Source organism: Microbacterium sp. Leaf161 (genome assembly GCF_001423645.1).
GTDB lineage: Bacteria > Actinomycetota > Actinomycetes > Actinomycetales > Microbacteriaceae > Microbacterium > Microbacterium forte.
Genome location: NZ_LMOW01000001.1, coordinates 440830 through 460159 on the forward strand (window position 1 = coordinate 440830; position 19330 = coordinate 460159).

At 64.9% G+C, this 19330-nt stretch carries 33 protein-coding genes; all 33 read right to left on the reverse strand.

Annotated elements, in window-relative coordinates; translation table 11 throughout:
• Positions 1-30 precede the first annotated feature (30 nt).
• Complete coding sequence (gene rplQ / locus ASF87_RS02185; protein ID WP_056373840.1) at positions 31-576, reverse strand: 50S ribosomal protein L17; 546 nt, start codon at positions 574-576, stop codon at positions 31-33.
• Between the two features lie 33 nt (positions 577-609).
• The gene (locus tag ASF87_RS02190; protein ID WP_042538798.1) at positions 610-1599 is read right to left on the reverse strand and encodes a DNA-directed RNA polymerase subunit alpha; all 990 of its coding nucleotides are present in this window, start codon (positions 1597-1599) and stop codon (positions 610-612) included.
• A 135-nt stretch (positions 1600-1734) separates the two neighbouring features.
• Entirely contained in the window at positions 1735-2133 is a 399-nt protein-coding gene (rpsK, locus tag ASF87_RS02195) for a 30S ribosomal protein S11 (protein WP_042538796.1), read from the reverse strand.
• Between the two features lie 32 nt (positions 2134-2165).
• Positions 2166-2540, reverse strand: coding sequence for a 30S ribosomal protein S13 (gene rpsM / locus ASF87_RS02200; protein WP_042538794.1), 375 nt, complete (start codon positions 2538-2540; stop codon positions 2166-2168).
• Between the two features lie 155 nt (positions 2541-2695).
• Positions 2696-2812: a 50S ribosomal protein L36 gene (gene rpmJ / locus ASF87_RS02205; protein WP_033106073.1), complete on the reverse strand. Its 117-nt coding sequence runs from the start codon at positions 2810-2812 to the stop codon at positions 2696-2698.
• Positions 2813-2876: 64 nt separating this feature from the next.
• Positions 2877-3098 carry a translation initiation factor IF-1 gene (gene infA / locus ASF87_RS02210; RefSeq protein WP_017201569.1) on the reverse strand — a complete coding sequence of 74 codons (222 nt, stop codon included), beginning with the start codon at positions 3096-3098 and terminating at the stop codon, positions 2877-2879.
• A gap of 181 nt (positions 3099-3279) precedes the next feature.
• On the reverse strand, positions 3280-3939 hold the full coding sequence (locus ASF87_RS02215; RefSeq protein ID WP_056373841.1) for a DsbA family protein: 660 nt from the start codon (positions 3937-3939) through the stop codon (positions 3280-3282).
• Between the two features lie 157 nt (positions 3940-4096).
• A complete protein-coding gene (gene map / locus ASF87_RS02220) occupies positions 4097-4945 on the reverse strand; it encodes a type I methionyl aminopeptidase (protein ID WP_056373843.1) in 849 nt (282 codons plus the stop codon).
• A 10-nt stretch (positions 4946-4955) separates the two neighbouring features.
• The gene (locus ASF87_RS02225) at positions 4956-5552 is read right to left on the reverse strand and encodes an adenylate kinase (RefSeq protein ID WP_056373845.1); all 597 of its coding nucleotides are present in this window, start codon (positions 5550-5552) and stop codon (positions 4956-4958) included.
• Complete coding sequence (gene secY / locus ASF87_RS02230) at positions 5549-6871, reverse strand: preprotein translocase subunit SecY (protein WP_042538786.1); 1323 nt, start codon at positions 6869-6871, stop codon at positions 5549-5551. The genes ASF87_RS02225 and secY overlap by 4 nt, the downstream gene beginning before the upstream one ends.
• A gap of 101 nt (positions 6872-6972) precedes the next feature.
• Positions 6973-7599, reverse strand: a complete 627-nt coding sequence (gene rplO / locus ASF87_RS02235; RefSeq protein ID WP_079113390.1) for a 50S ribosomal protein L15 — start codon at positions 7597-7599, stop codon at positions 6973-6975.
• A complete protein-coding gene (gene rpmD / locus ASF87_RS02240; protein ID WP_042538783.1) occupies positions 7599-7784 on the reverse strand; it encodes a 50S ribosomal protein L30 in 186 nt (61 codons plus the stop codon). The genes rplO and rpmD overlap by 1 nt, the downstream gene beginning before the upstream one ends.
• Positions 7784-8458, reverse strand: a complete 675-nt coding sequence (gene rpsE, locus ASF87_RS02245; protein WP_052492887.1) for a 30S ribosomal protein S5 — start codon at positions 8456-8458, stop codon at positions 7784-7786. The genes rpmD and rpsE overlap by 1 nt, the downstream gene beginning before the upstream one ends.
• 20 nt (positions 8459-8478) lie before the next feature.
• Entirely contained in the window at positions 8479-8838 is a 360-nt protein-coding gene (rplR, locus tag ASF87_RS02250) for a 50S ribosomal protein L18 (RefSeq protein ID WP_042538778.1), read from the reverse strand.
• 2 nt (positions 8839-8840) lie between these two features.
• On the reverse strand, positions 8841-9377 hold the full coding sequence (rplF, locus tag ASF87_RS02255; RefSeq protein ID WP_042538776.1) for a 50S ribosomal protein L6: 537 nt from the start codon (positions 9375-9377) through the stop codon (positions 8841-8843).
• A gap of 6 nt (positions 9378-9383) precedes the next feature.
• Positions 9384-9782, reverse strand: coding sequence for a 30S ribosomal protein S8 (rpsH, locus tag ASF87_RS02260; RefSeq protein WP_042538774.1), 399 nt, complete (start codon positions 9780-9782; stop codon positions 9384-9386).
• Positions 9783-9902: 120 nt separating this feature from the next.
• Positions 9903-10493, reverse strand: a complete 591-nt coding sequence (rplE, locus tag ASF87_RS02265; protein ID WP_056373847.1) for a 50S ribosomal protein L5 — start codon at positions 10491-10493, stop codon at positions 9903-9905.
• Entirely contained in the window at positions 10493-10852 is a 360-nt protein-coding gene (gene rplX / locus ASF87_RS02270; protein WP_056312869.1) for a 50S ribosomal protein L24, read from the reverse strand. The genes rplE and rplX overlap by 1 nt, the downstream gene beginning before the upstream one ends.
• Positions 10853-10855: 3 nt before the next feature.
• A complete protein-coding gene (rplN, locus tag ASF87_RS02275; RefSeq protein WP_042538766.1) occupies positions 10856-11224 on the reverse strand; it encodes a 50S ribosomal protein L14 in 369 nt (122 codons plus the stop codon).
• Positions 11221-11538 (reverse strand): 30S ribosomal protein S17, encoded by a 318-nt coding sequence (gene rpsQ / locus ASF87_RS02280; protein WP_042538763.1) that lies wholly within the window; start codon positions 11536-11538, stop codon positions 11221-11223. The genes rplN and rpsQ overlap by 4 nt, the downstream gene beginning before the upstream one ends.
• Positions 11538-11855, reverse strand: a complete 318-nt coding sequence (gene rpmC / locus ASF87_RS17945; RefSeq protein ID WP_017829202.1) for a 50S ribosomal protein L29 — start codon at positions 11853-11855, stop codon at positions 11538-11540. The genes rpsQ and rpmC overlap by 1 nt, the downstream gene beginning before the upstream one ends.
• Entirely contained in the window at positions 11855-12274 is a 420-nt protein-coding gene (gene rplP / locus ASF87_RS02290; RefSeq protein WP_042538761.1) for a 50S ribosomal protein L16, read from the reverse strand. Before rplP ends, rpmC begins: the two co-directional genes overlap by 1 nt.
• A complete protein-coding gene (rpsC, locus tag ASF87_RS02295; protein ID WP_042538759.1) occupies positions 12274-13029 on the reverse strand; it encodes a 30S ribosomal protein S3 in 756 nt (251 codons plus the stop codon). The genes rplP and rpsC overlap by 1 nt, the downstream gene beginning before the upstream one ends.
• Complete coding sequence (rplV, locus tag ASF87_RS02300; RefSeq protein ID WP_042538756.1) at positions 13029-13427, reverse strand: 50S ribosomal protein L22; 399 nt, start codon at positions 13425-13427, stop codon at positions 13029-13031. The genes rpsC and rplV overlap by 1 nt, the downstream gene beginning before the upstream one ends.
• Before the next feature lie 25 nt (positions 13428-13452).
• Entirely contained in the window at positions 13453-13734 is a 282-nt protein-coding gene (gene rpsS, locus ASF87_RS02305) for a 30S ribosomal protein S19 (protein ID WP_017829205.1), read from the reverse strand.
• A gap of 12 nt (positions 13735-13746) precedes the next feature.
• Complete coding sequence (gene rplB / locus ASF87_RS02310; RefSeq protein WP_042538755.1) at positions 13747-14586, reverse strand: 50S ribosomal protein L2; 840 nt, start codon at positions 14584-14586, stop codon at positions 13747-13749.
• Between the two features lie 20 nt (positions 14587-14606).
• Positions 14607-14930, reverse strand: a complete 324-nt coding sequence (gene rplW / locus ASF87_RS02315; protein WP_042538754.1) for a 50S ribosomal protein L23 — start codon at positions 14928-14930, stop codon at positions 14607-14609.
• On the reverse strand, positions 14927-15589 hold the full coding sequence (gene rplD / locus ASF87_RS02320; protein ID WP_042538752.1) for a 50S ribosomal protein L4: 663 nt from the start codon (positions 15587-15589) through the stop codon (positions 14927-14929). The genes rplW and rplD overlap by 4 nt, the downstream gene beginning before the upstream one ends.
• Positions 15590-15591: 2 nt before the next feature.
• Positions 15592-16251 carry a 50S ribosomal protein L3 gene (gene rplC, locus ASF87_RS02325; RefSeq protein WP_042538750.1) on the reverse strand — a complete coding sequence of 220 codons (660 nt, stop codon included), beginning with the start codon at positions 16249-16251 and terminating at the stop codon, positions 15592-15594.
• Between the two features lie 8 nt (positions 16252-16259).
• Positions 16260-16568, reverse strand: coding sequence for a 30S ribosomal protein S10 (rpsJ, locus tag ASF87_RS02330; protein WP_005050520.1), 309 nt, complete (start codon positions 16566-16568; stop codon positions 16260-16262).
• A gap of 861 nt (positions 16569-17429) precedes the next feature.
• Entirely contained in the window at positions 17430-17642 is a 213-nt protein-coding gene (locus ASF87_RS02335) for a hypothetical protein (RefSeq protein WP_056373849.1), read from the reverse strand.
• Between the two features lie 158 nt (positions 17643-17800).
• Positions 17801-18751, reverse strand: coding sequence for a M23 family metallopeptidase (locus ASF87_RS02340; RefSeq protein ID WP_157549979.1), 951 nt, complete (start codon positions 18749-18751; stop codon positions 17801-17803).
• 68 nt (positions 18752-18819) lie between these two features.
• A complete protein-coding gene (locus ASF87_RS02345) occupies positions 18820-19326 on the reverse strand; it encodes a hypothetical protein (protein WP_157549980.1) in 507 nt (168 codons plus the stop codon).
• Positions 19327-19330 lie beyond the last annotated feature (4 nt).

A 19330-nucleotide genomic window follows, 5' to 3' on the forward strand; every position in this document is an offset into this window, starting at 1 on the left:
GCGGCGGGCTTCTTCGAACGAGCGAGGTGCTTACTCGGACTTCTTCTCGACAGCGTCCTCGGCGGCAGCCTCGGCTGCCTCTCCCTCAGCCTGCGACTCGGCGCCGGCGTCGGTGGTCTCCTCGACGGGAGCCTCCTCGGCGGGAGCCTCCTCGACGACCTCGGCGGGCTTCTCAGCCTTGGCAGCCTTCTTGGTGGACTTTGCCTTGGGGGTGACGGGCTCGAGAACGAGCTCGATCACTGCCATGGGGGCGTTGTCACCCTTGCGGTTGCCGACCTTCGTGATGCGGGTGTAGCCACCCTCACGGTCTGCGACGAGCGGAGCGATCTCGGTGAAGAGCACGTGTCCGGCGTCCTTGTTGGTGCGCAGGACGGTCATCGCACGACGACGCGCGTTCAGGTCGCCGCGCTTGCCGAGCGTGATGAGACGCTCCGCGAGCGGACGCAGGCGCTTGGCCTTGGTCTCGGTCGTCTTGATCGACTTGTGGATGAAGAGCTGCGCCGCCATGTTGGCAAGCAGCAGGCGCTCGTGTGCGGGGCCGCCTCCGAGGCGGGGACCCTTAGTGGGCTTGGGCATAATCGTCTAACTCCTGGTCAGAAAGGTCGGGTTTCAGAAGGACTCGTCTTCGCTGCCGCCATAGAAGTGGGCGCCGTCGAAACCAGGCACCGAATCCTTGAGCGACAGACCGAGCGAGATGAGCTTGTCGCGCACCTCGTCGACCGACTTCTGGCCGAAATTGCGGATGTTCATGAGCTGCGTCTCCGACAGGGCGACGAGCTCGGAAACAGTGTTGATGCCCTCACGCTTCAGGCAGTTGTAAGAGCGGACCGAGAGGTCGAGGTCCTCGATCGGCATCGACAGCTCGCTGGAGTTCACTGCCTCCACCGGTGCCGGGCCGATCTCGATGCCCTCAGCCTCGACGTTCAGCTCGCGAGCGAGACCGAACAGCTCGGTGAGCGTCTTCGCAGCCGAAGCGACAGCGTCGCGGGGGCTGATGGCGGACTTGGTCTCGACGTCGAGGACGAGCTTGTCGAAGTCGGTGCGCTCACCCGCACGGGTGGCGTCGACGCGGTAGCTGACCTTGAGAACCGGCGAGTAGATCGAGTCGATCGGGATCTGACCGGCCTCGGCGTACTCGTTGCGGTTCTGCGTCGCCGAGACGTAGCCACGGCCACGCTCGATCGTGAGCTCGAGCTCGAACTTCGCGGTCTCGTTGAGCGTCGCGATGACGAGCTCGGGGTTCTGGACCTCGACACCGGCCGGAGCCGAGATGTCAGCGGCGGTCACTTCGCCCGAACCGGTCTTGCGCAGGTACGCAGTGATGGGCTCGTCGCGCTCCGACGAGACCACGAGCTGCTTGATGTTGAGGATGATCTCGGTGACATCCTCCTTCACGCCGGGGATGGTGCTGAACTCGTGCAGCACGCCGTCGATGCGAACGCTGGTGACCGCGGCGCCGGGGATCGACGACAGCAGGCTGCGACGAAGCGCATTGCCGATCGTGTATCCGAAGCCGGGCTCCAGAGGCTCGATGATGAACCGGCTACGGTTCTCGACGATCTTTTCCTCGGTCAGTGTGGGACGCTGTGCAATAAGCACTCTGTGTTCCTTTCGATCACATGCCCGCTATATGACATGTGGTGGGGTGAGGTTTTGAGTTTTGGGAGTCGATGCCCGCGCTGGCGGGCGTCGAGCCGCTCGGCCCCGAAGGACCGAGCGGCTCAACAAGCCGGATCAGACGCGGCGGCGCTTCGGCGGGCGGCAACCGTTGTGCGCCTGCGGAGTGACGTCCTGGATCGAGCCGACCTCGAGGCCGGCGGCCGTCAGCGAACGGATCGCGGTCTCGCGACCCGAGCCCGGTCCCTTGACGAAGACGTCGACCTTCTTGACGCCGTGCTCCTGCGCCTGACGGGCAGCCGACTCGGCGGCCAGACCAGCGGCGTAGGGGGTGGACTTGCGCGAGCCCTTGAAGCCCACGCCACCCGACGATGCCCAGCTGATGACAGCGCCGGACGGGTCGGTGATCGAAACGATGGTGTTGTTGAACGTCGACTTGATGTGGGCATGGCCCAGCGCGATGTTCTTCTTTTCCTTGCGGCGCGGCTTGCGCGCGGCGGCCTTGGGTGCAGCCATGAAAGTGTTCTCCTAGTCCCTGGGGGCCGCGCTTAGCGGGCCTTCTTCTTGCCTGCGACGGTGCGCTTCGGGCCCTTGCGGGTACGGGCGTTGGTCTTGGTGCGCTGACCACGGACCGGGAGGCCACGACGGTGGCGGACGCCCTCGTAGGAGCCGATCTCGACCTTGCGGCGGATGTCTGCGGCGACCTCGCGGCGCAGGTCACCCTCCACCTTGTAGGTGCCTTCGATGTAGTCGCGGAGGGCGATCAGCTGGTCATCGCTGAGGTCCTTCACGCGGATGCTCTCGTCGATCTCCGTAGCCTTGAGGATCTCGACCGAGCGGGTACGGCCCACGCCGTAGATGTAGGTAAGGGCGATCACCACGCGCTTATCGCGCGGGATGTCAACGCCGGCAAGACGTGCCATGCGGTTCTCCTGAGTGTTGTGGAGGTATGGAGCAGGATCGGTGCTCGGGCCTCCGCCCCGAGGTGTCCCCCACTCTCGTGGGATCTGATCCTGCCGTTGTGTGTATTGAGTTGTGAGTCAGCTTCGAAGAGTCCGCCGGCCAGGCCGACGGGCGCTCAGCCCTGGCGCTGCTTGTGGCGCGGGTTGCTCTTGCAGATGACCATGACGCGGCCGTGACGGCGGATCACCTTGCAGTGATCGCACATGGGCTTGACGCTGGGGTTGACCTTCATGATGTTTCCTATTCGCTGTCTTCACCGGGCAGGCTGAGTGCCTGGGGTGTTACTTCTCGACCGATCAGCGGTAGCGGTAGACGATTCGTCCACGGGTGAGGTCGTAGGGGCTGAGCTCCACGACGACACGGTCTTCGGGGATGATGCGGATGTAGTTCTGCCGCATCTTGCCTGAGATCGTTGCAAGGACCTTGTGTCCGTTGGAGAGCTCAACGCGGAACATCGCGTTGGGCAGAGCCTCGGAGATCACGCCCTCGATCTCGATGACACCGTCTTTCTTAGCCATAGCCTCGCTGACGCTTCTGCAGACCGGTCGATCTGCGGTGGGTGATTGGATTGCGGTGCTTTCTGCCGATTCAGACACGCCGAATCAAGGCGCAAGGCACCAAGGATCTATGTTATCCGACAACGGGAGTTCCGGCAACCTGGCCAGGATGCCGGAACTCCCGTTGTGCGACTGACGCGGATCAGCCGAGGATCTTGGCGAACTCCGTGGCGATCTCGCTGTTGTCGATGCGGGTGCCGTTGATCTCGACGGTCGGGGTCCCCGAGATCTCGTGCGCCTTGGTCTGGGAGTCGGCGAACTTGTTGTAGGTGCCGTCGGCGATGCAGTCCGCCGCGGCCCCCGCTCCTGCCTGCTCGGCAAGGGCGCTCAGCTCCTCGGCGCTGAGTCCGGCGGAGTTCTCCTCGGGCTGGTTCGCGAACAGCAGGTTGAAGTAGTCCAGAGTCGCGTCGGGAGCCTCTGCGGCGACGCAGTACATCGAGCCGGCCGACAGCGAGGAGAACTCCCCGGTCGTCGAGAGCCTGTTGAGGATCGACACGGGGTGGATGTTGAGCGTGATCTTGTCGTCAGCGGCTGCTGCCTGCAGCTGCTCGCCGTAGGCGTCCTCGAACTGTCCGCACACGGGGCACATGAAGTCGACGTAGGTGTCGATCTCGTCCTCGCCGGAGCCGAACGAGATGGCCCCGGTCTCCTCGTTGATGATGGAGCTCTGCGGGGCGGTGCCGGGGTCGGTGGCCTGGTTGTTCAGGAACACGACGACGAAGGCCAGCACGGCCAGCACGACCACCACTGCCGCCGAGACGCCGATCACGAACCAGTTGGTGTTGCTCTTCGCGGCTGCCATTGCTTTCCGTTTCTGTCGAGGCCCGACGTGGCGGACCCGGCCTGAAGTCTTCGGGTGCATGCGCACCCATACACCCATTGTGCCCGGAGAAACCTATGCGCACGTTGTGATCGCGTGCAGGATCACAGTTCCCGCCGCGTCTGAGAGGGGCGAGAGGTCAGGCGATGGGCGTCGGCGTCACGCCGAAGGGTGCGAGGCCTGCCGCTCCCCCGTCGGGGGCGGTGAGCACCCAGATGCCGTCCTCGTGCAGGGCGACGCTGTGTTCCCAGTGCGATCCGTCGGTGCCGTCGACCGTCGAGACGGTCCAGTCGTCGTCCTCGACGAAGGTCTCGTCGCTCCCGGCGGTCACCATCGGCTCGATGGCCAGCACCAGACCGGGCTTCACCTCTGCACCGGGATCGGGCGTGCGGTAGTTGAAGACGCTCGGCGCCTCGTGCATCTTGCGACCGATGCCGTGGCCGACGTACTCGCGCAGGATGCCGTAGGTCTCCCCCGAAACGGCTGACGGTCCCTGAGCCTCGATGTAACCCTGGATGGCGGCGCCGATGTCACCCAGGTGAGAAGCGGACGCCATTGCGGCGATACCGGCCCACATGGACCCCTCTGTCACGCGCGACAGCTCCTGCCGCTGCGCGACGAGCTCGGGGCGCGTGTCATCGGGGACGACCACCGTGATCGCGCTGTCGCCGTTCCACCCTTGGAACTGCGCCCCGCAGTCGATCGACACGATGTCGCCTGCCTGCAGGATCCGCTCGCCGGGGATGCCGTGCACGACCTGTTCGTTGACCGAGATGCACGTGGTGTGCTTGTAGCCGCGAACCAGCTGGAAGTTCGACTCGGCACCACGGGCGAGGATCACGCGGTTGGCCTCGGCGTCGAGCTCGAGGGTCGTGACCCCCGGTCGGATCAACGGCCGGACGGCGTCCAGCGCCGCGGCAGTGATGAGGCCGGGCTCGACCATCGCTCGCAGCTGAGCCGGATTCTTGTAGATCGACTTGCGGAACATCGCGCGGTGTTCAGGCCGCGAGACGCAGGCCGCGAGCGACGAGAGCCGCGAAGACGCGCTCGGTGATCTCGTCGAGGGAGCCGACGCCGTCGATCCGGTCGACGATGCCACGGGGCCCGTAGACCTCGAGGATCGGGGCCGTCTCGTGCTCGTAGATGTCCAGGCGGTGCGCGATGGCCTCGTCGGTGTCGTCCGAACGGCCCTGCTCGGCCGCACGGAGCTTCAACCGCTCGATGCTCTCCTCGCGGGGAACGTCGAGAAGGATGACGGCGTCGAGCGACTCGCCGCGAGCGGCCAGGAACGCGTCGAGATGCTGCACCTGAGCGGCGTTGCGCGGGTAGCCGTCGAGAAGGAAGCCGTTCGCGGCGTCGTCCTGCGACAGGCGATCGCGAACGATCTCGCTGGTCAGCTCGTCGGGAACGAGGTCGCCCTTGTCGAGGACGGCCGTGACCTGCTGGCCGAGCGGCGTGCCCTCTTTGATGTTCGCGCGGAAGATGTCTCCGGTCGAGACGACCGGGATGCCGTACGACTCGGCGATGCGGACACCCTGGGTGCCTTTGCCCGAGCCCTGCGGACCGACGATGAGAAGACGAGCTGATCGAGTCATCGGAGGAGCCCTTCGTAGTGACGCTGCTGCAGCTGGGCGTCGATCTGCTTGACCGTCTCGAGACCGACACCCACGATGATGAGGATCGACGCGCCGCCGAACGGGAAGTTCTGGTTGGCGCCGACGGTGGCGAGAGCGATCAGCGGGATCAGCGCGATCAGGCCGAGGTAGATCGAACCGGGAAGCGTGATGCGGGTGAGCACGTAGTCGAGGTACTCGGCGGTGGGACGACCGGCACGGATGCCGGGGATGAACCCGCCGTACTTCTTCATGTTGTCTGCGACCTCGACGGGGTTGAAGGTGATCGCGACGTAGAAGTACGTGAAGCCGATGATCAGCAGGAAGTACACCGCCATGTAGATGGGGCTGTTGCCTGTCGTGAAGTTCGCGCTGATCCAGGTCACCCATGCGGCCGGCTCGGAGCCGTCCTGCGGAGTGTTGAACTGCGCGATGAGCGCAGGGATGTACAGCAGCGACGAGGCGAAGATCACAGGGATCACGCCGGCCATGTTGACCTTGATCGGGATGTAGGTGTTGGTGCCGCCGTAGGTGCGACGACCGACCATGCGCTTGGCGTACTGCACCGGGATGCGCCGCTGGGACTGCTCGACGAACACGACGAGCGCCATCACGATGATTCCGACCAGGAGCACCAGGAGGAAGACCTCGAAGCCCTTGCTCTCCCAGATGAGCCACATGGCGCCGGGGAAGGTGGCGGCGATCGAGGTGAAGATGAGCAGCGACATGCCGTTGCCGATGCCGCGCTCGGTGACGAGCTCGGCGAACCACATGATGAGTCCGGTGCCTGCGGTCATGGTCATGATCATGAGCAGCTGCGCCCACCACACGTCGTTGGTGAGGAGGTTCTGGCACGCCGCGATGTCGGTCGTGCCGAAGAGCTGGCCGCTGCGGGCCACGGTCACGAGCGTGGTCGACTGCAGAAGCGCCAGCGCGATCGTGAGGTACCGGGTGTACTGGGTCAGGCGGGCCTGGCCGGCCTGACCCTCCTTGTGCAGAGCCTCGAAGTGAGGGATCACGACGCGAAGGAGCTGCGTGATGATCGTCGCCGTGATGTACGGCATGACGCCGAGCGCGAAGATCGAGAGTTGGAGGAGCGCGCCACCCGAGAACAGGTTGACGAGCCCGAGGAGTCCCTCTGTCCCGGAGTTCAGCGCGAGGCACTCCTCGACGTTCGGGAAGTTCACGAACGGAGCAGGCACATTCGAGCCGAGCCGGTAGATGGCGACGATGGCGAGGGTGAAACCGATCTTCCGACGCAGGTCGGGCGTGCGGAAGATCCGCGCGATGGCGCTAAACAAGGACGTCCTCCTGAAAGGTTGCCGATCCCTGAAGGACGGCTGAAAGAACAGGCTAACCCATAAGAGGGGCCGGAGAATCTCCGACCCCTCTCATGAAGTGGTTACTTGACGGATCCGCCAGCCGCCACGATCTTCTGCTCGGCAGAACCCGAGACCTTGTCGACCGCTACGGTGAGCTTCACGGCGATGTCGCCGTTTCCGAGAACCTTGACCTTCTCGTTCTTGCGAACGGCACCCTTGGCGACCAGGTCGCCGATGGTGACGTCGCCACCCTTGGGGTACAGCTCCGCGAGCTTCTCCAGGTTCACGACCTGGTACTCGACGCGGAACGGGTTCTTGAACCCGCGCAGCTTCGGGGTGCGCATGTGCAGCGGCATCTGCCCACCCTCGAATCCGACGCGAACGGTGTTGCGAGCCCTCGTACCCTTGGTACCGCGACCCGCGGTCTTGCCCTTGGAGCCCTCACCGCGACCGACACGGGTCTTCGCGGTGTTGGATCCGGGAACCGGACGCAGGTGGTGCACCTTCAGCACGCCGGGGCGGGATGCCGGAGCATCCTTCTTCGGCGCAGCCTTCTTGGCAGCGGGCTTCTTGACGGCGTCGGCCTTTGCCGAAGACGCCTTTGCAGGTGCCTTCTTGGCGGCGGGCTTCTTCTCGGCTGCGGCCTTGGGAGCGGCAGCCTTCTTCGGGGCCTTCTCGGCCTCGACGGCTTCGTTCTTCTCAGCCATTAGTCGATCTCCTCAACCTTGACGAGGTGGGCGACGGTCTTGACGTAACCGCGCGTCTGCGCGTCGTCGGGGCGAACGGTGCTGTCACCGATGCGCTTCAGACCGAGGCTGCGCAGCGTGTCACGCTGGTTCTGCTTCTCGCTCACCTTGGATTTGACCTGCGTGACCTTCAGGCGCGCAGCCATCAGGCACCTACCTTCTGTGCGGCGATGGCGTCAGCCTCCGCACGGACAAGACGCGCGGGTGCGACCTGGTCGAACTCGAGGCCACGACGTGCGGCGACCGCACGGGGCTCCTCGAGCATCTTCAGGGCCGTCACCGTCGCGTGCACGATGTTGATCGTGTTCGACGAGCCGAGCGACTTCGAGAGCACGTCGTGGATGCCGGCGCACTCGAGCACGGCACGGACGGGACCACCGGCGATGACACCGGTACCGGCAGCGGCCGGACGAAGCAGGACGACGCCTGCTGCAGCCTCACCCTGCACGGGGTGCGGGATGGTGCTGCCGACGCGCGGCACGCGGAAGAAGTTGCGCTTGGCCTCTTCGACACCCTTGGCGATCGCCAGGGGGACCTCGCGAGCCTTGCCGTAGCCGACGCCCACCAGACCGTTGCCGTCACCGACGACCACGAGAGCGGTGAAGCTGAAGCGACGACCACCCTTCACGACCTTCGAGACGCGGTTGATGGTGACCACGCGCTCGAGGAACTGGTTGTCCCCACGGTCGCGGGAGTTGCGGTCACGGCCACCCTGGTTGCGGTCACCACGGCCACCGCCGCGGCGGTTGTCGCGCTGAGACGGCTCTGCCTGCGTGGTGCCGGTGGCAGTCTCGGAAGTGGCAGCTGCCGCTTCGGTCACTTCGTTCTCCTTGTTGTCACTCACAGTGCCAGACCCCCTTCGCGGGCGCCGTCGGCGATGGCGGCGACACGACCGGCGTAGCGGTTGCCGCCACGGTCGAACACTGCCTCGGAAACGCCGGCAGACTTCGCACGCTCGGCGAGAAGCTCGCCGACCTTGCGGGCCTTGGCGGTCTTGTCACCCTCGAGCGAACGCAGGTCGGTCTCGAGCGTAGATGCCGACGCCACGGTGTGACCCTTGCTGTCGTCGACAAGCTGCACGAAGACGTGGCGAGCCGAGCGGTTGACGACGAGACGCGGACGCGACTCGGTGCCGACGACCTTCTTGCGAAGGCGGGCATGACGACGCGCGCGGGCGTCAGACTTTGACTTGAGAGCCATGGTTACTTACCACTCTTTCCGGCCTTGCGACGCACGATCTCGCCGGCGTAGCGCACACCCTTGCCCTTGTACGGCTCGGGCTTGCGGATCTTGCGGATGTTCGCAGCTGCCTCGCCGACAGCCTGCTTGTCGATACCACTGACCGTGAGCTTGTTGGTGCCCTCGACCGTGAGCGTGATACCGGCGGGCGGGTCGATGAGGACCGGGTGCGAGAAGCCGAGGGCGAACTCGACCGAGCTGCCCTTCTGCGCCACTCGGTAACCGGTTCCGACGACCTCGAGACCCTTGGTGTAGCCCTGGGTCACGCCGATGATGTTGTTGTTGATGAGCGTGCGGGTCAGGCCGTGAAGCGACCGGGACTCGCGCTCGTCGTCGGGACGGGTGACGAGAACCTGGTTCTCCTCGACCGCGACCTCGATGGGCTTGGCGACCGTCAGGGTGAGCTCACCCTTGGGGCCCTTCACCGCGACCTCACGGCCGTCGACCGAGATGGTCACGCCCGCGGGAACGTCGATGGGAAGTCGTCCAATACGCGACATTATCGATTACCACACGTAGGCGAGAACTTCTCCGCCCACGCCCTTCTGCTCTGCCTGACGGTCAGTGAGAAGACCGGAGGAGGTGGACAGGATGGCCACGCCGAGTCCGCCGAGGACCCTGGGCAGCTCGGTGGACTTCGCGTACACGCGGAGGCCAGGCTTCGACACGCGCTTGATGCCCGCGATCGAACGCTCACGGTTGGGACCGTACTTGAGCTGCAGGGTGAGGTTCGTGCCGACGCGAGCGTCAGTCGTCTCCCATCCGGCGATGTAACCCTCCTGCTGGAGGATCTCGGCGATGTGCGTCTTGAGCTTGCTCGACGGCAGGGTCACGGAATCGTGATGCGCCGAGTTCGCGTTGCGCAGACGGGTCAGCAGATCTGCGACCGGGTCTGTCATTGTCATTGTTGTTTTCCTTTGTTCATGAGGTTCCGGCTGCCGTTACACGACAGACGGCCTGCGATGACACGCAATCTTCAATTGTACGGGATCGGGCGGGGCGCTGTGCGCCCCGCCCGAAACCGCTTACGCCGTGGCGTCTTCCGTACGGAAGGGGAAGCCGAGGTGACGCAGAAGCGCGCGGCCTTCGTCGTCCGTCTTCGCGGTGGTGACGACAGTGATGTCGAAACCGCGAACCCGGTCGATCTTGTCCTGATCGATCTCGTGGAACACGCTCTGCTCCTGGAGACCGAAGGTGTAGTTGCCGTTCCCGTCGAACTGCTTGCCCGACAGACCGCGGAAGTCGCGGATGCGGGGCAGAGCGAGCGAGACGAGACGGTCCAGGAACTCCCACGCACGGTCACCGCGGAGGGTGACGTGTGCGCCGATGGCCTGGCCCTCGCGCAGCTTGAACTGCGCGATCGACTTGCGAGCCTTCGTGACGAGCGGCTTCTGACCGGTGATCTTGGTGAGATCGTCGATCGCGCCGTCGATCACCTTGCTGTCGCGGGCCGCTTCACCGACACCGGTGTTCACGACGACCTTGACCAGACCGGGGATCTGCATCACGTTGGTGTAGCCGAACTCATCCTGCAGCTTCTGCTGGATCTCGGCCTTGTACTTCGCCTTCAGGCGGGGCTGGATCTTGCCAGCCACCGCAGCGTCGGTGGTTGCCATCAGAGGTCCTTACCTGACTTCTTCGCGTACCGCACACGAACGGTGCGCTTGACGCCGTCCTTGGTCTGCTCCTCGACCCGGTGGCCGACCTTGGTCGGCTTCTTGGTCGAGGGGTCGACGAGTGCGACGTTCGAGATGTGGATGGAGGCCTCGACAGTCTCGAGGCCGCCCGTCTTGGTGCCACGCTGCGTCTGACCGACGCGCGTGTGCTTGGTGACGTAGTTCACGCCTTCGACGATGACGCGGTTCTTGTCGGCCAGGATCTCGAGGACCTTGCCCTGCTTGCCGCGATCTCCGCCACGCTCCTGCGTCGCTCCGGTGATGACCTGAACCAGGTCACCCTTCTTGATCTTCGCCATGACTTAAATAACCTCCGGCGCCAGCGAGACGATCTTCATGAACTTCTTGTCACGAAGCTCGCGACCGACCGGTCCGAAGATACGGGTGCCGCGGGGCTCCCCGTCGTTCTTCAGGATCACGGCGGCGTTCTCGTCGAACTTGATGTACGAGCCGTCGGGACGACGCGTGGACTTGACCGTACGGACGATGACGGCCTTGACCACATCGCCCTTCTTGACGTTTCCGCCCGGGATCGCGTCCTTGACGGTCGCGATGATCGTGTCACCGAGACCGGCGTAACGACGGCGCGAGCCGCCGAGCACACGGATGGTGAGCAGTTCCTTCGCGCCGGTGTTGTCGGCGACCTTGAGGCGGGATTCCTGCTGGATCACTTGGCCTTCTCCAGAATCTCAACCAGACGCCAGCGCTTCGTGGCGCTGAGCGGGCGGGTCTCGTTGATCAGGACGAGGTCGCCGATGCCGGCGGAGTTCGCCTCATCGTGCGCCTTGACCTTCGAGGTGCGGCGGATGACCTTGCCGTAAAGCGGGTGCTTCACGCGGTCCTCGACCTCGACCACGATGGTCTTGTCCATCTTGTCGCTGATGACGTAGCCACGACGCGACTTGCGGTACCCACGGGCATCCGCATCGCGAACATCGTGTGCTGCGTGCTCAGCCTCGACGGCAGCTTCCTTCTTGGTGGCCATCACTCAGCCTCTTCCTTCACGGCGTCGTCGGCGGAGTCCGCCTTCTTCGCCTTCGACTTGGTCGCCTTCTTGGCCGGAGCCTCGACGGGAGCGGGCGTCGCACGGATGCCCAGCTCACGTTCGCGGATCACGGTGTAGAGACGCGCGATGTCGCGCTTGACGGCGCGGATGCGGCCGTGGCTCTCCAGCTGGCCGGTGGCCGACTGGAAACGGAGGTTGAACAGCTCCTCCTTGGCCTTACGCAGCTCCTCAACGAGGCGCTGGTCTTCGAACGTGTCGAGCTCTGCCGGAGCGAGCTCCTTGGTGCCGATCGCCATTACGCGTCGCCCTCCTCGCGCTTGATGATGCGTGCCTTGAGAGGCAGCTTGTGAATGGCACGGGTCAGTGCCTCGCGAGCGAGTTCTTCGCTCACGCCTGAGACCTCGAAGAGGACGCGACCCGGCTTGACGTTGGCGACCCACCACTCGGGGGAACCCTTACCGGAACCCATGCGGGTCTCGGCAGGCTTCTTCGTGAGGGGACGGTCGGGGTAGATGTTGATCCACACCTTGCCGCCACGCTTGATGTGACGCGTGACCGCGATACGAGCGGACTCGATCTGACGGTTCGTCACGTAGGCAGGCGTGAGCGCCTGGATCCCGTAGTCACCGAAGGAGACCTTCGTGCCACCAGTCGCCTGGCCGCTGCGACCGGGGTGGTGCTGCTTACGGAACTTGACCTTGCGGGGAATAAGCATCAGGCAGACGCTCCTTCTGCGACAGGGGCCTCGTTGCGCGGCGCGCGGCGGCGGTCGCCACCACGGTCGTCACGACGGGACTTCGGTGCGTTGGCCTGCTCGCGAGCAAGCTCCTTGTTGGTCAGGTCACCCTTGTAGATCCAGACCTTCACGCCGATGCGGCCGAAGGTGGTCTTCGCCTCGTAGAAGCCGTAGTCGATGTTCGCGCGCAGCGTGTGCAGCGGCACACGACCCTCGCGGTAGAACTCCGAGCGGCTCATCTCGGCGCCGCCGAGGCGGCCGGAGACCTGGATGCGGATGCCCTTGGCGCCAGCGCGCTGAGCGCCCTGGAGACCCTTGCGCATCGCACGACGGAACGCCACACGAGCAGAGAGCTGCTCGGCGATGCCCTGTGCGACGAGCTGAGCGTCAGCCTCGGGGTTCTTCACCTCGAGGATGTTCAGCTGGATCTGCTTGCCCGAGAGCTTCTCGAGGTCGCCGCGGATGCGCTCGGCCTCGGCGCCACGACGACCGATCACGATGCCCGGACGGGCGGTGTGGATGTCGACGCGGACGCGGTCACGGGTGCGCTCGATCTCGATGTTCGAGACACCGGCGCGGTCGAGCTGCGTCTTCAGCAGGTTGCGGATCTTGATGTCCTCGGCGACGTAGTCGGCGTAACGCTGACCCGGCTTCGTCGAGTCCGAGAACCAACGCGACACGTGGTCCGTGGTGATGCCGAGGCGGAAGCCGTACGGGTTTACTTTCTGTCCCATTACTTGCTCGCCTTCTTGTTGCTGTCGCTTGCAGCGGCCGGGGCCGCCTCAGGCGTCGAGAGCACGACCGTGATGTGGCTCGTGCGCTTCTTGATCTGGAAAGCGCGACCCTGTGCACGGGGGCGGAAACGCTTGAGCGTCGTGCCCTCGTCTACGTAGGCGTTAGCCACGTACAGGTCCTGCTCGTCGAGGTACTCGCCGTCACGATCCGCCTTGACCTGCGCGTTGGCCATGGCCGACGCGACAAGCTTGTAGATCGGCTCACTGGCGCTCTGCTGTGCGAACTTCAGGATCGCCAGAGCCTCCTGGGCCTGCTTGCCCTTGATGAGCGCGACGACACGACGAGCCTTCTGAGGGGTCACGCGGATGTGTCGCACGCGTGCGATGGACTCCACCATTTCTCTCTCCTCTATCGCCACCGCGTCAGCGGCGGCGGCCCTTCTTGTCGTCCTTCTCGTGGCCGCGGAAGGTGCGGGTGGGCGCAAACTCGCCCAGTTTGTGGCCGACCATGGTCTCGGAGACAAACACAGGAATGTGCTTGCGACCGTCGTGGACCGCGATCGTGTGACCCAGCATGGCCGGGATGATCATGGACCGGCGAGACCAGGTCTTGATGACGTTCTTGGTGCCGGCTTCGTTCTGCACGACCACCTTGCGAAGCAGGTGATCGTCGACGAAGGGGCCCTTCTTAAGACTGCGAGGCATCTTCTCTTACTCCTACTTACGCTTCTTGCCGGCGTTACGACGACGCACGATGTACTTGTCGCTTTCCTTGTTGGCGTGACGGGTGCGACCCTCAGCCTGGCCCCACGGGGAGACGGGGTGACGTCCACCGGACGTCTTGCCCTCACCACCACCGTGCGGGTGGTCGACCGGGTTCATCGCGACACCACGGACGGTCGGGCGGACGCCCTTCCAGCGCATGCGGCCGGCCTTGCCCCAGTTGATGTTCGACTGCTCGGCGTTTCCGACCTCGCCGATGGTCGCGCGGCAGCGCGAGTCGACGTTGCGGATCTCGCCCGAGGGCAGACGCAGCTGGGCGAAGTTGCCATCCTTGGCGACGAGACGGACGGATGCACCGGCCGAACGTGCCATCTTCGCGCCGCCACCAGGACGGAGCTCGATCGCGTGGATGACGGTACCCGTCGGGATGTTCTTCAGCGGGAGGTTGTTACCCGGCTTGATGTCGGCACCAGCGCCCGACTCGATGACGTCGCCCTGCTTCAGCTTCGCCGGCGCGAGGATATAGCGCTTCTCGCCGTCGAAGTAGTGCAGCAGCGCGATGCGAGCCGTGCGGTTGGGGTCGTACTCGATGTGAGCGACACGGGCGTCCACGCCGTCCTTGTCATTGCGACGGAAGTCGATGACGCGGTACTGGCGCTTGTGGCCACCACCGATGTGACGGGTCGTGATGCGGCCCTGGTTGTTGCGACCACCGGTCTTCGAGAGCGGGCGCAGCAGCGACTTCTCCGGCGTCGATCGGGTGATCTCGGCGAAGTCAGCCACCGACGAGCCGCGACGGCCCGGGGTCGTGGGCTTGTACTTGCGAATAGCCATTATTGTCCTTATCCCCCGGATCAGCCGATTGCCGTGAAGATGTCGATGGTGCCCGACTTCAGGGTCACGATGGCACGCTTGGTGTCCTTGCGCTTGCCTGCGCCGAAGCGGGTGCGACGAGCCTTGCCGACGCGGTTGAGGGTGTTGACCCCAGCGACCTTGACGCCGAAGATCTTCTCGATGGCGAGCTTGATCTCGGTCTTCGAAGCGCGCGGGTCCACGAGGAAGGTGTACTTACCCTCGTCGATGAGACCGTAGCTCTTCTCGGACACGACCGGCTTCAGGATGATGTCGCGCGGGTCCTTGTTCAGGGCCGTCTGGAGAACAGCTGCCTGCTCGCTCATGCGGAGACCTCCTGGTTGGCGCCGGACTTGGAGGCGATGAAGCCCTCGAGCGCGGCCTGGGTGAAGACGATGTCGTCGGAGACGAGCACGTCGTAGGCGTTGAGCTGGTCGAACGTCAGCACGTGCAGGTTCGACAGGTTGCGGATGCTCTTCAGCGTCACGTCGTCGTTGCGCTCGATCACGACGAGCACGTTCTTCGACGAGACGACGTTGGTGAGGAAGTTCACCGCGGTCTTGGTCGAAGGCGTGCCGTTGATGCCGAAGGTCTCGATGGCGTGGATGCGGTCGCCGCGGAAGCGGTCGCTGAGCGCGCCCAGGAGGGCGGCCGCGATCATCTTCTTGGGCGTGCGCTGCGAGTAGTCGCGCGGCTTGGGGCCGTGCACGATTCCACCGCCGGTCATGTGCGGCGCGCGGATCGAGCCCTGACGGGCGTTACCCGTGCCCTTCTGCTTGAAGGGCTTGCGGCCGGCACCCGAGACCTCACCGCGACGCTTGGTCGAGTGGGTTCCCTGGCGGGCCGCCGCGAGCTGCGCGACGACGACCTGGTGGATGAGCGGGATGTTCGTCTTGGCGTCGAACAGCGCGGCGGGAAGCTCGATCGAGCCAGCCTTCTTGCCGTCTGCGTTGAGGACGTCAAGCGCGAGAGTGGAGTCAGCCATGATCAGGCACCCTTCACTGCGTTGCGGACGTAGACGATACGGCCACGAGCACCGGGGACGGCGCCCTTGACGAGCAGCAGACCCTTCTCGATGTCGATGGCGTGCACCGTGAGGTTGAGGACGGTCACGCGCTCGCCACCCATACGGCCGGCCATGCGCATGCCCTTGAAGACGCGGCTCGGGGTCGACGATGCGCCGATGGAGCCGGGCTTGCGGTGGTTGCGGTGCGAACCGTGCGAAGCCGAGACGCCCTTGAAGTTGTGACGCTTCATGACACCGGCGAAGCCCTTGCCCTTGCTCGTGCCGACGACGTCGACGAGCTGGCCTGCTTCGAAGGTGCCGTCGACCGTGAGCTCCTGGCCCGGCGTGTAGTCGCCGGCATCCGCGGTGCGGATCTCGGTGACGTGACGACGCGGCGTGACGCCGGCGGCCTCGAAGTGGGCGGTCAGCGGCTTGTTCACCTTGCGCGGGTCGATCTGGCCGTAGGCGATCTGAACGGCGTTGTAGCCGTCCTTCTCGGGGGTACGGATCTGCGTGACCACGTTCGAGGCGAGCTCGATGACGGTGACGGGAACGAGCTTGCCGCTCTCGTTCCAGACCTGGGTCATACCGAGCTTGGTGCCCAGCATGCCCTTGGAAATCTTGGAGTTGATATCAACCATGTCCGACCTCAGAGCTTGATCTCGATGTTGACATCTGCAGGCAGGTCGAGACGCATCAGCGAGTCGACAGCCTTGGGCGTCGGGTCGATGATGTCGATCAGACGCTTGTGGGTGCGCATCTCGAAGTGCTCGCGGCTGTCCTTGTACTTGTGGGGCGACCGGATGACGCACACGACGTTCTTCTCGGTCGGCAGGGGCACGGGGCCGACGACCGTTGCGCCCGCGCGGGTCACTGTGTCGACGATCTTGCGTGCGGACGTGTCGATGACCTCGTGGTCATACGACTTCAGGCGAATGCGGATCTTCTGTCCCGCCATTGTCTGCTCTCTCTCTTTAAGCGTCTTACCGACCTGGGCCGGGTGACCCAGGGGCATTGGACGCACGTCGGCGCTGTTCGCGCCTCGGCACTCAGACGGCTCTCACGAGTCGATCTGCTGCACCACTGTTCTGCTGTCATCCCGCACGCCTCGCAGCGAGCGGGTGTCCGACCTCCGCCGCGCACGGCGAAGCCCTCGTGATGAAGATGTCGGGATCGTTCTGCCACCCGCGGCCTAGGTCCCTGCGCGTCTGCGCCGCCTATGCACTGTCGTGGTGGTGATCCGGCCACGCTGAGCGCGCCGGAATGTCGAACCTGTCTATTCTGCCACGGCCGATTTCACTTGCGCAAACCCGGGCGTGTCGCGTTCGCTGTGCATCTGCTGGACTCGTCCGTCCGGGGTCGGATCGACGTGCCCGCGATGCCCCGATCGATCGTCAGAAACGCGGTGAGAGCGGGGCGAGGCATCCCCATGCCTCGCCCCGCTTGGGGAGGGCGTTCAGTGCGAGGGGGCACACCGAACGCGAGGAGCCCGGCGTGAAGGGACGCCGGGATCCTCGACCGAGGGCGCGGCGAAGCGACCGCCGCGCGGGCGGGATGACGTCTGAGCGCACAGAGTGCGCGCGTCTCACGATGATCCCCAAAATCGTTATCCCCAGTTTGACGCGGCGAACCGCGTGAGTGCGGGAGGTCGAACCCCTTCGACATCCCTGATCGCAAGTTCCCCAGGCGATCGTCATCCATTCTAAGGGGACGCTGTCGTGAAACGCGATACCGCCGGACGGAATACTTGGTGCCGGACGCAGAAGAGCGGCGACTCCCCCGATGGAGGAGTCGCCGCTCTCGGTCTCAGTCGAGAGTCCTATTCGTTGCCGACGGCCTTGTCGGCGGTGTCGCGGATCTCGTCGATCTTGTCGGCGGCCCCGGGCGCGATCTTCTTGGCGAAGTCGGCGACGCCGTCGAGGACCTTGTCGCTGATGTCCTCGGCCTGCTCGCTCTTCACTGCCTCGGCGATCTTGTCCTTGTTCTGCTCGTACAGATCTCTGCCCTTGTTGACGGTCTCATCGATACCCATGCGGGCCCCCTTGTATCCGTTCTGATGCGCCGGGTCCCCGACGCACGTTCATTCTGCACGCAACGGGTTTCCGGTGGAAGTATTTCGGACCGGAGCGTCATCTGACGCCACCTGCCGCGGTGGGCGCGACGCCGGCCGCCGAAGGGAGGACGTCGGAGCTACGACTGCCAGAAGTTCTTCTTGAACACGACCTGCTGCACCCTGATACCCAAATTGAGGGCGCGGACTTGCGCGTGCAGGCGGAGAGGACCCGACAGAAAATACGGCAGAGAGTACTCGCCATATGTCAGCGAATTCGCGGCAGTCAAAGCTGTCGCGGGGACCTCGACAGTAGGTTGCGGTGATGTACTCACGACGGCGCCGCTCGAATCGAGGCTCTGCGCCAGGACTCGAATCTGAAAGCCCTTAGTCACCCCAGTCGCAGCGAGGTAGATAGTGAGATCGCCAGTCTCCTTGATCGAAGCGCTGCTCTCCGCCAGCCAGAAAGACTGTGCTGTCACTGGAACTCGATACCAGGAATCGTCGGGCAATAGCGCGTTCCACCGGAATGTCGTCGACTGATGGGTGGGCACAGGATCCTCCGCTGGGGGCTCGTAAGGATCGACTTCGACGTAGTTCTCGAAGTCGACCGAGTTGGTGAATCCCAGCTGAAGGGGCGTGCCGCCGATCCAGAGGGAGACATGGACATGGGGGCCGTAGCCGGTATCGCTGCCGAAACCGGACGCGCCCGAATACGCGATCACTTGTCCGCGAGCGACACGCGCCCCCAACGGAACCGTGCTCGACTGCAGATGCAGATATCGGATGTAGTTGCCGTCGTCTGCCCGGAGCGCGAGGTAGCGTCCGGTCGCGGTCGTCGTGGAATCCTTCCGATCGACGATCACGCCGTTGGCGGCCGCCCGGATCTGCGTGCCGGTGACGACCGCGTAGTCGGTTCCCGGTTCACCCGACGGCGGATTCCGGTTCTTGTGCCCCTGCCAGGAGCTCGAGATGCGGACGTCGCCGCACGGCCGGAGATAGCTCCCCGCCGCAGATGCGCTGAGGCCCGGGGAGAACAGGTCCCACCCGATGGCCGAAGCGCCGACGACCGTACCCGCAGCGATCAGCATCGTACGACGCGAAAGGATCGGCTGCGGCGAGTGGCTGCCCGAGAGTTCGGCGTCAGCCGCGTCACACACTAGCGATCGCCGCCTTCGTTCTCGCCGCGGATCAGGTTCGCGATCTGCTCCTCCGGGAGCGGCTCGAGCGACGCCGACGACATGCCGAGCTCAGGCGCCGAGGGCGAACCACCGATCGTGCACTGGGCCTGCGCCTCGAGCCCAGAGGCCTGAGCCGGAACCAGCACGAGCCATTCGGGCGAGACCAGCCTCTGCTCGATGCGGGTGTCCTCGATGGTGAAGGCGACGTCGGCAGGGAACGCCGAGAGCGTCGCGTCGATGCAGATCTGCGCCAGCTCCTCGCTTGCGAACCCGCCGAAGTCGTCAGCCGGAGCCTGCGTGGACTCCGGGGTGGCCGAGGGCTCGGTGGTGGGTTCTGCGACCGAAGGGGTGGGGTCAGGAGTCGAAGCCGTCGATGTCGGCACCGGGCTCGACGTGCTCGGCAGCGCAGCGCAGCCCGAGGCACCACCGACGAGGACGACAGCCAGAGCACTCGCGGCGACACACCGAGCAAGGGGGGATCTCATGATT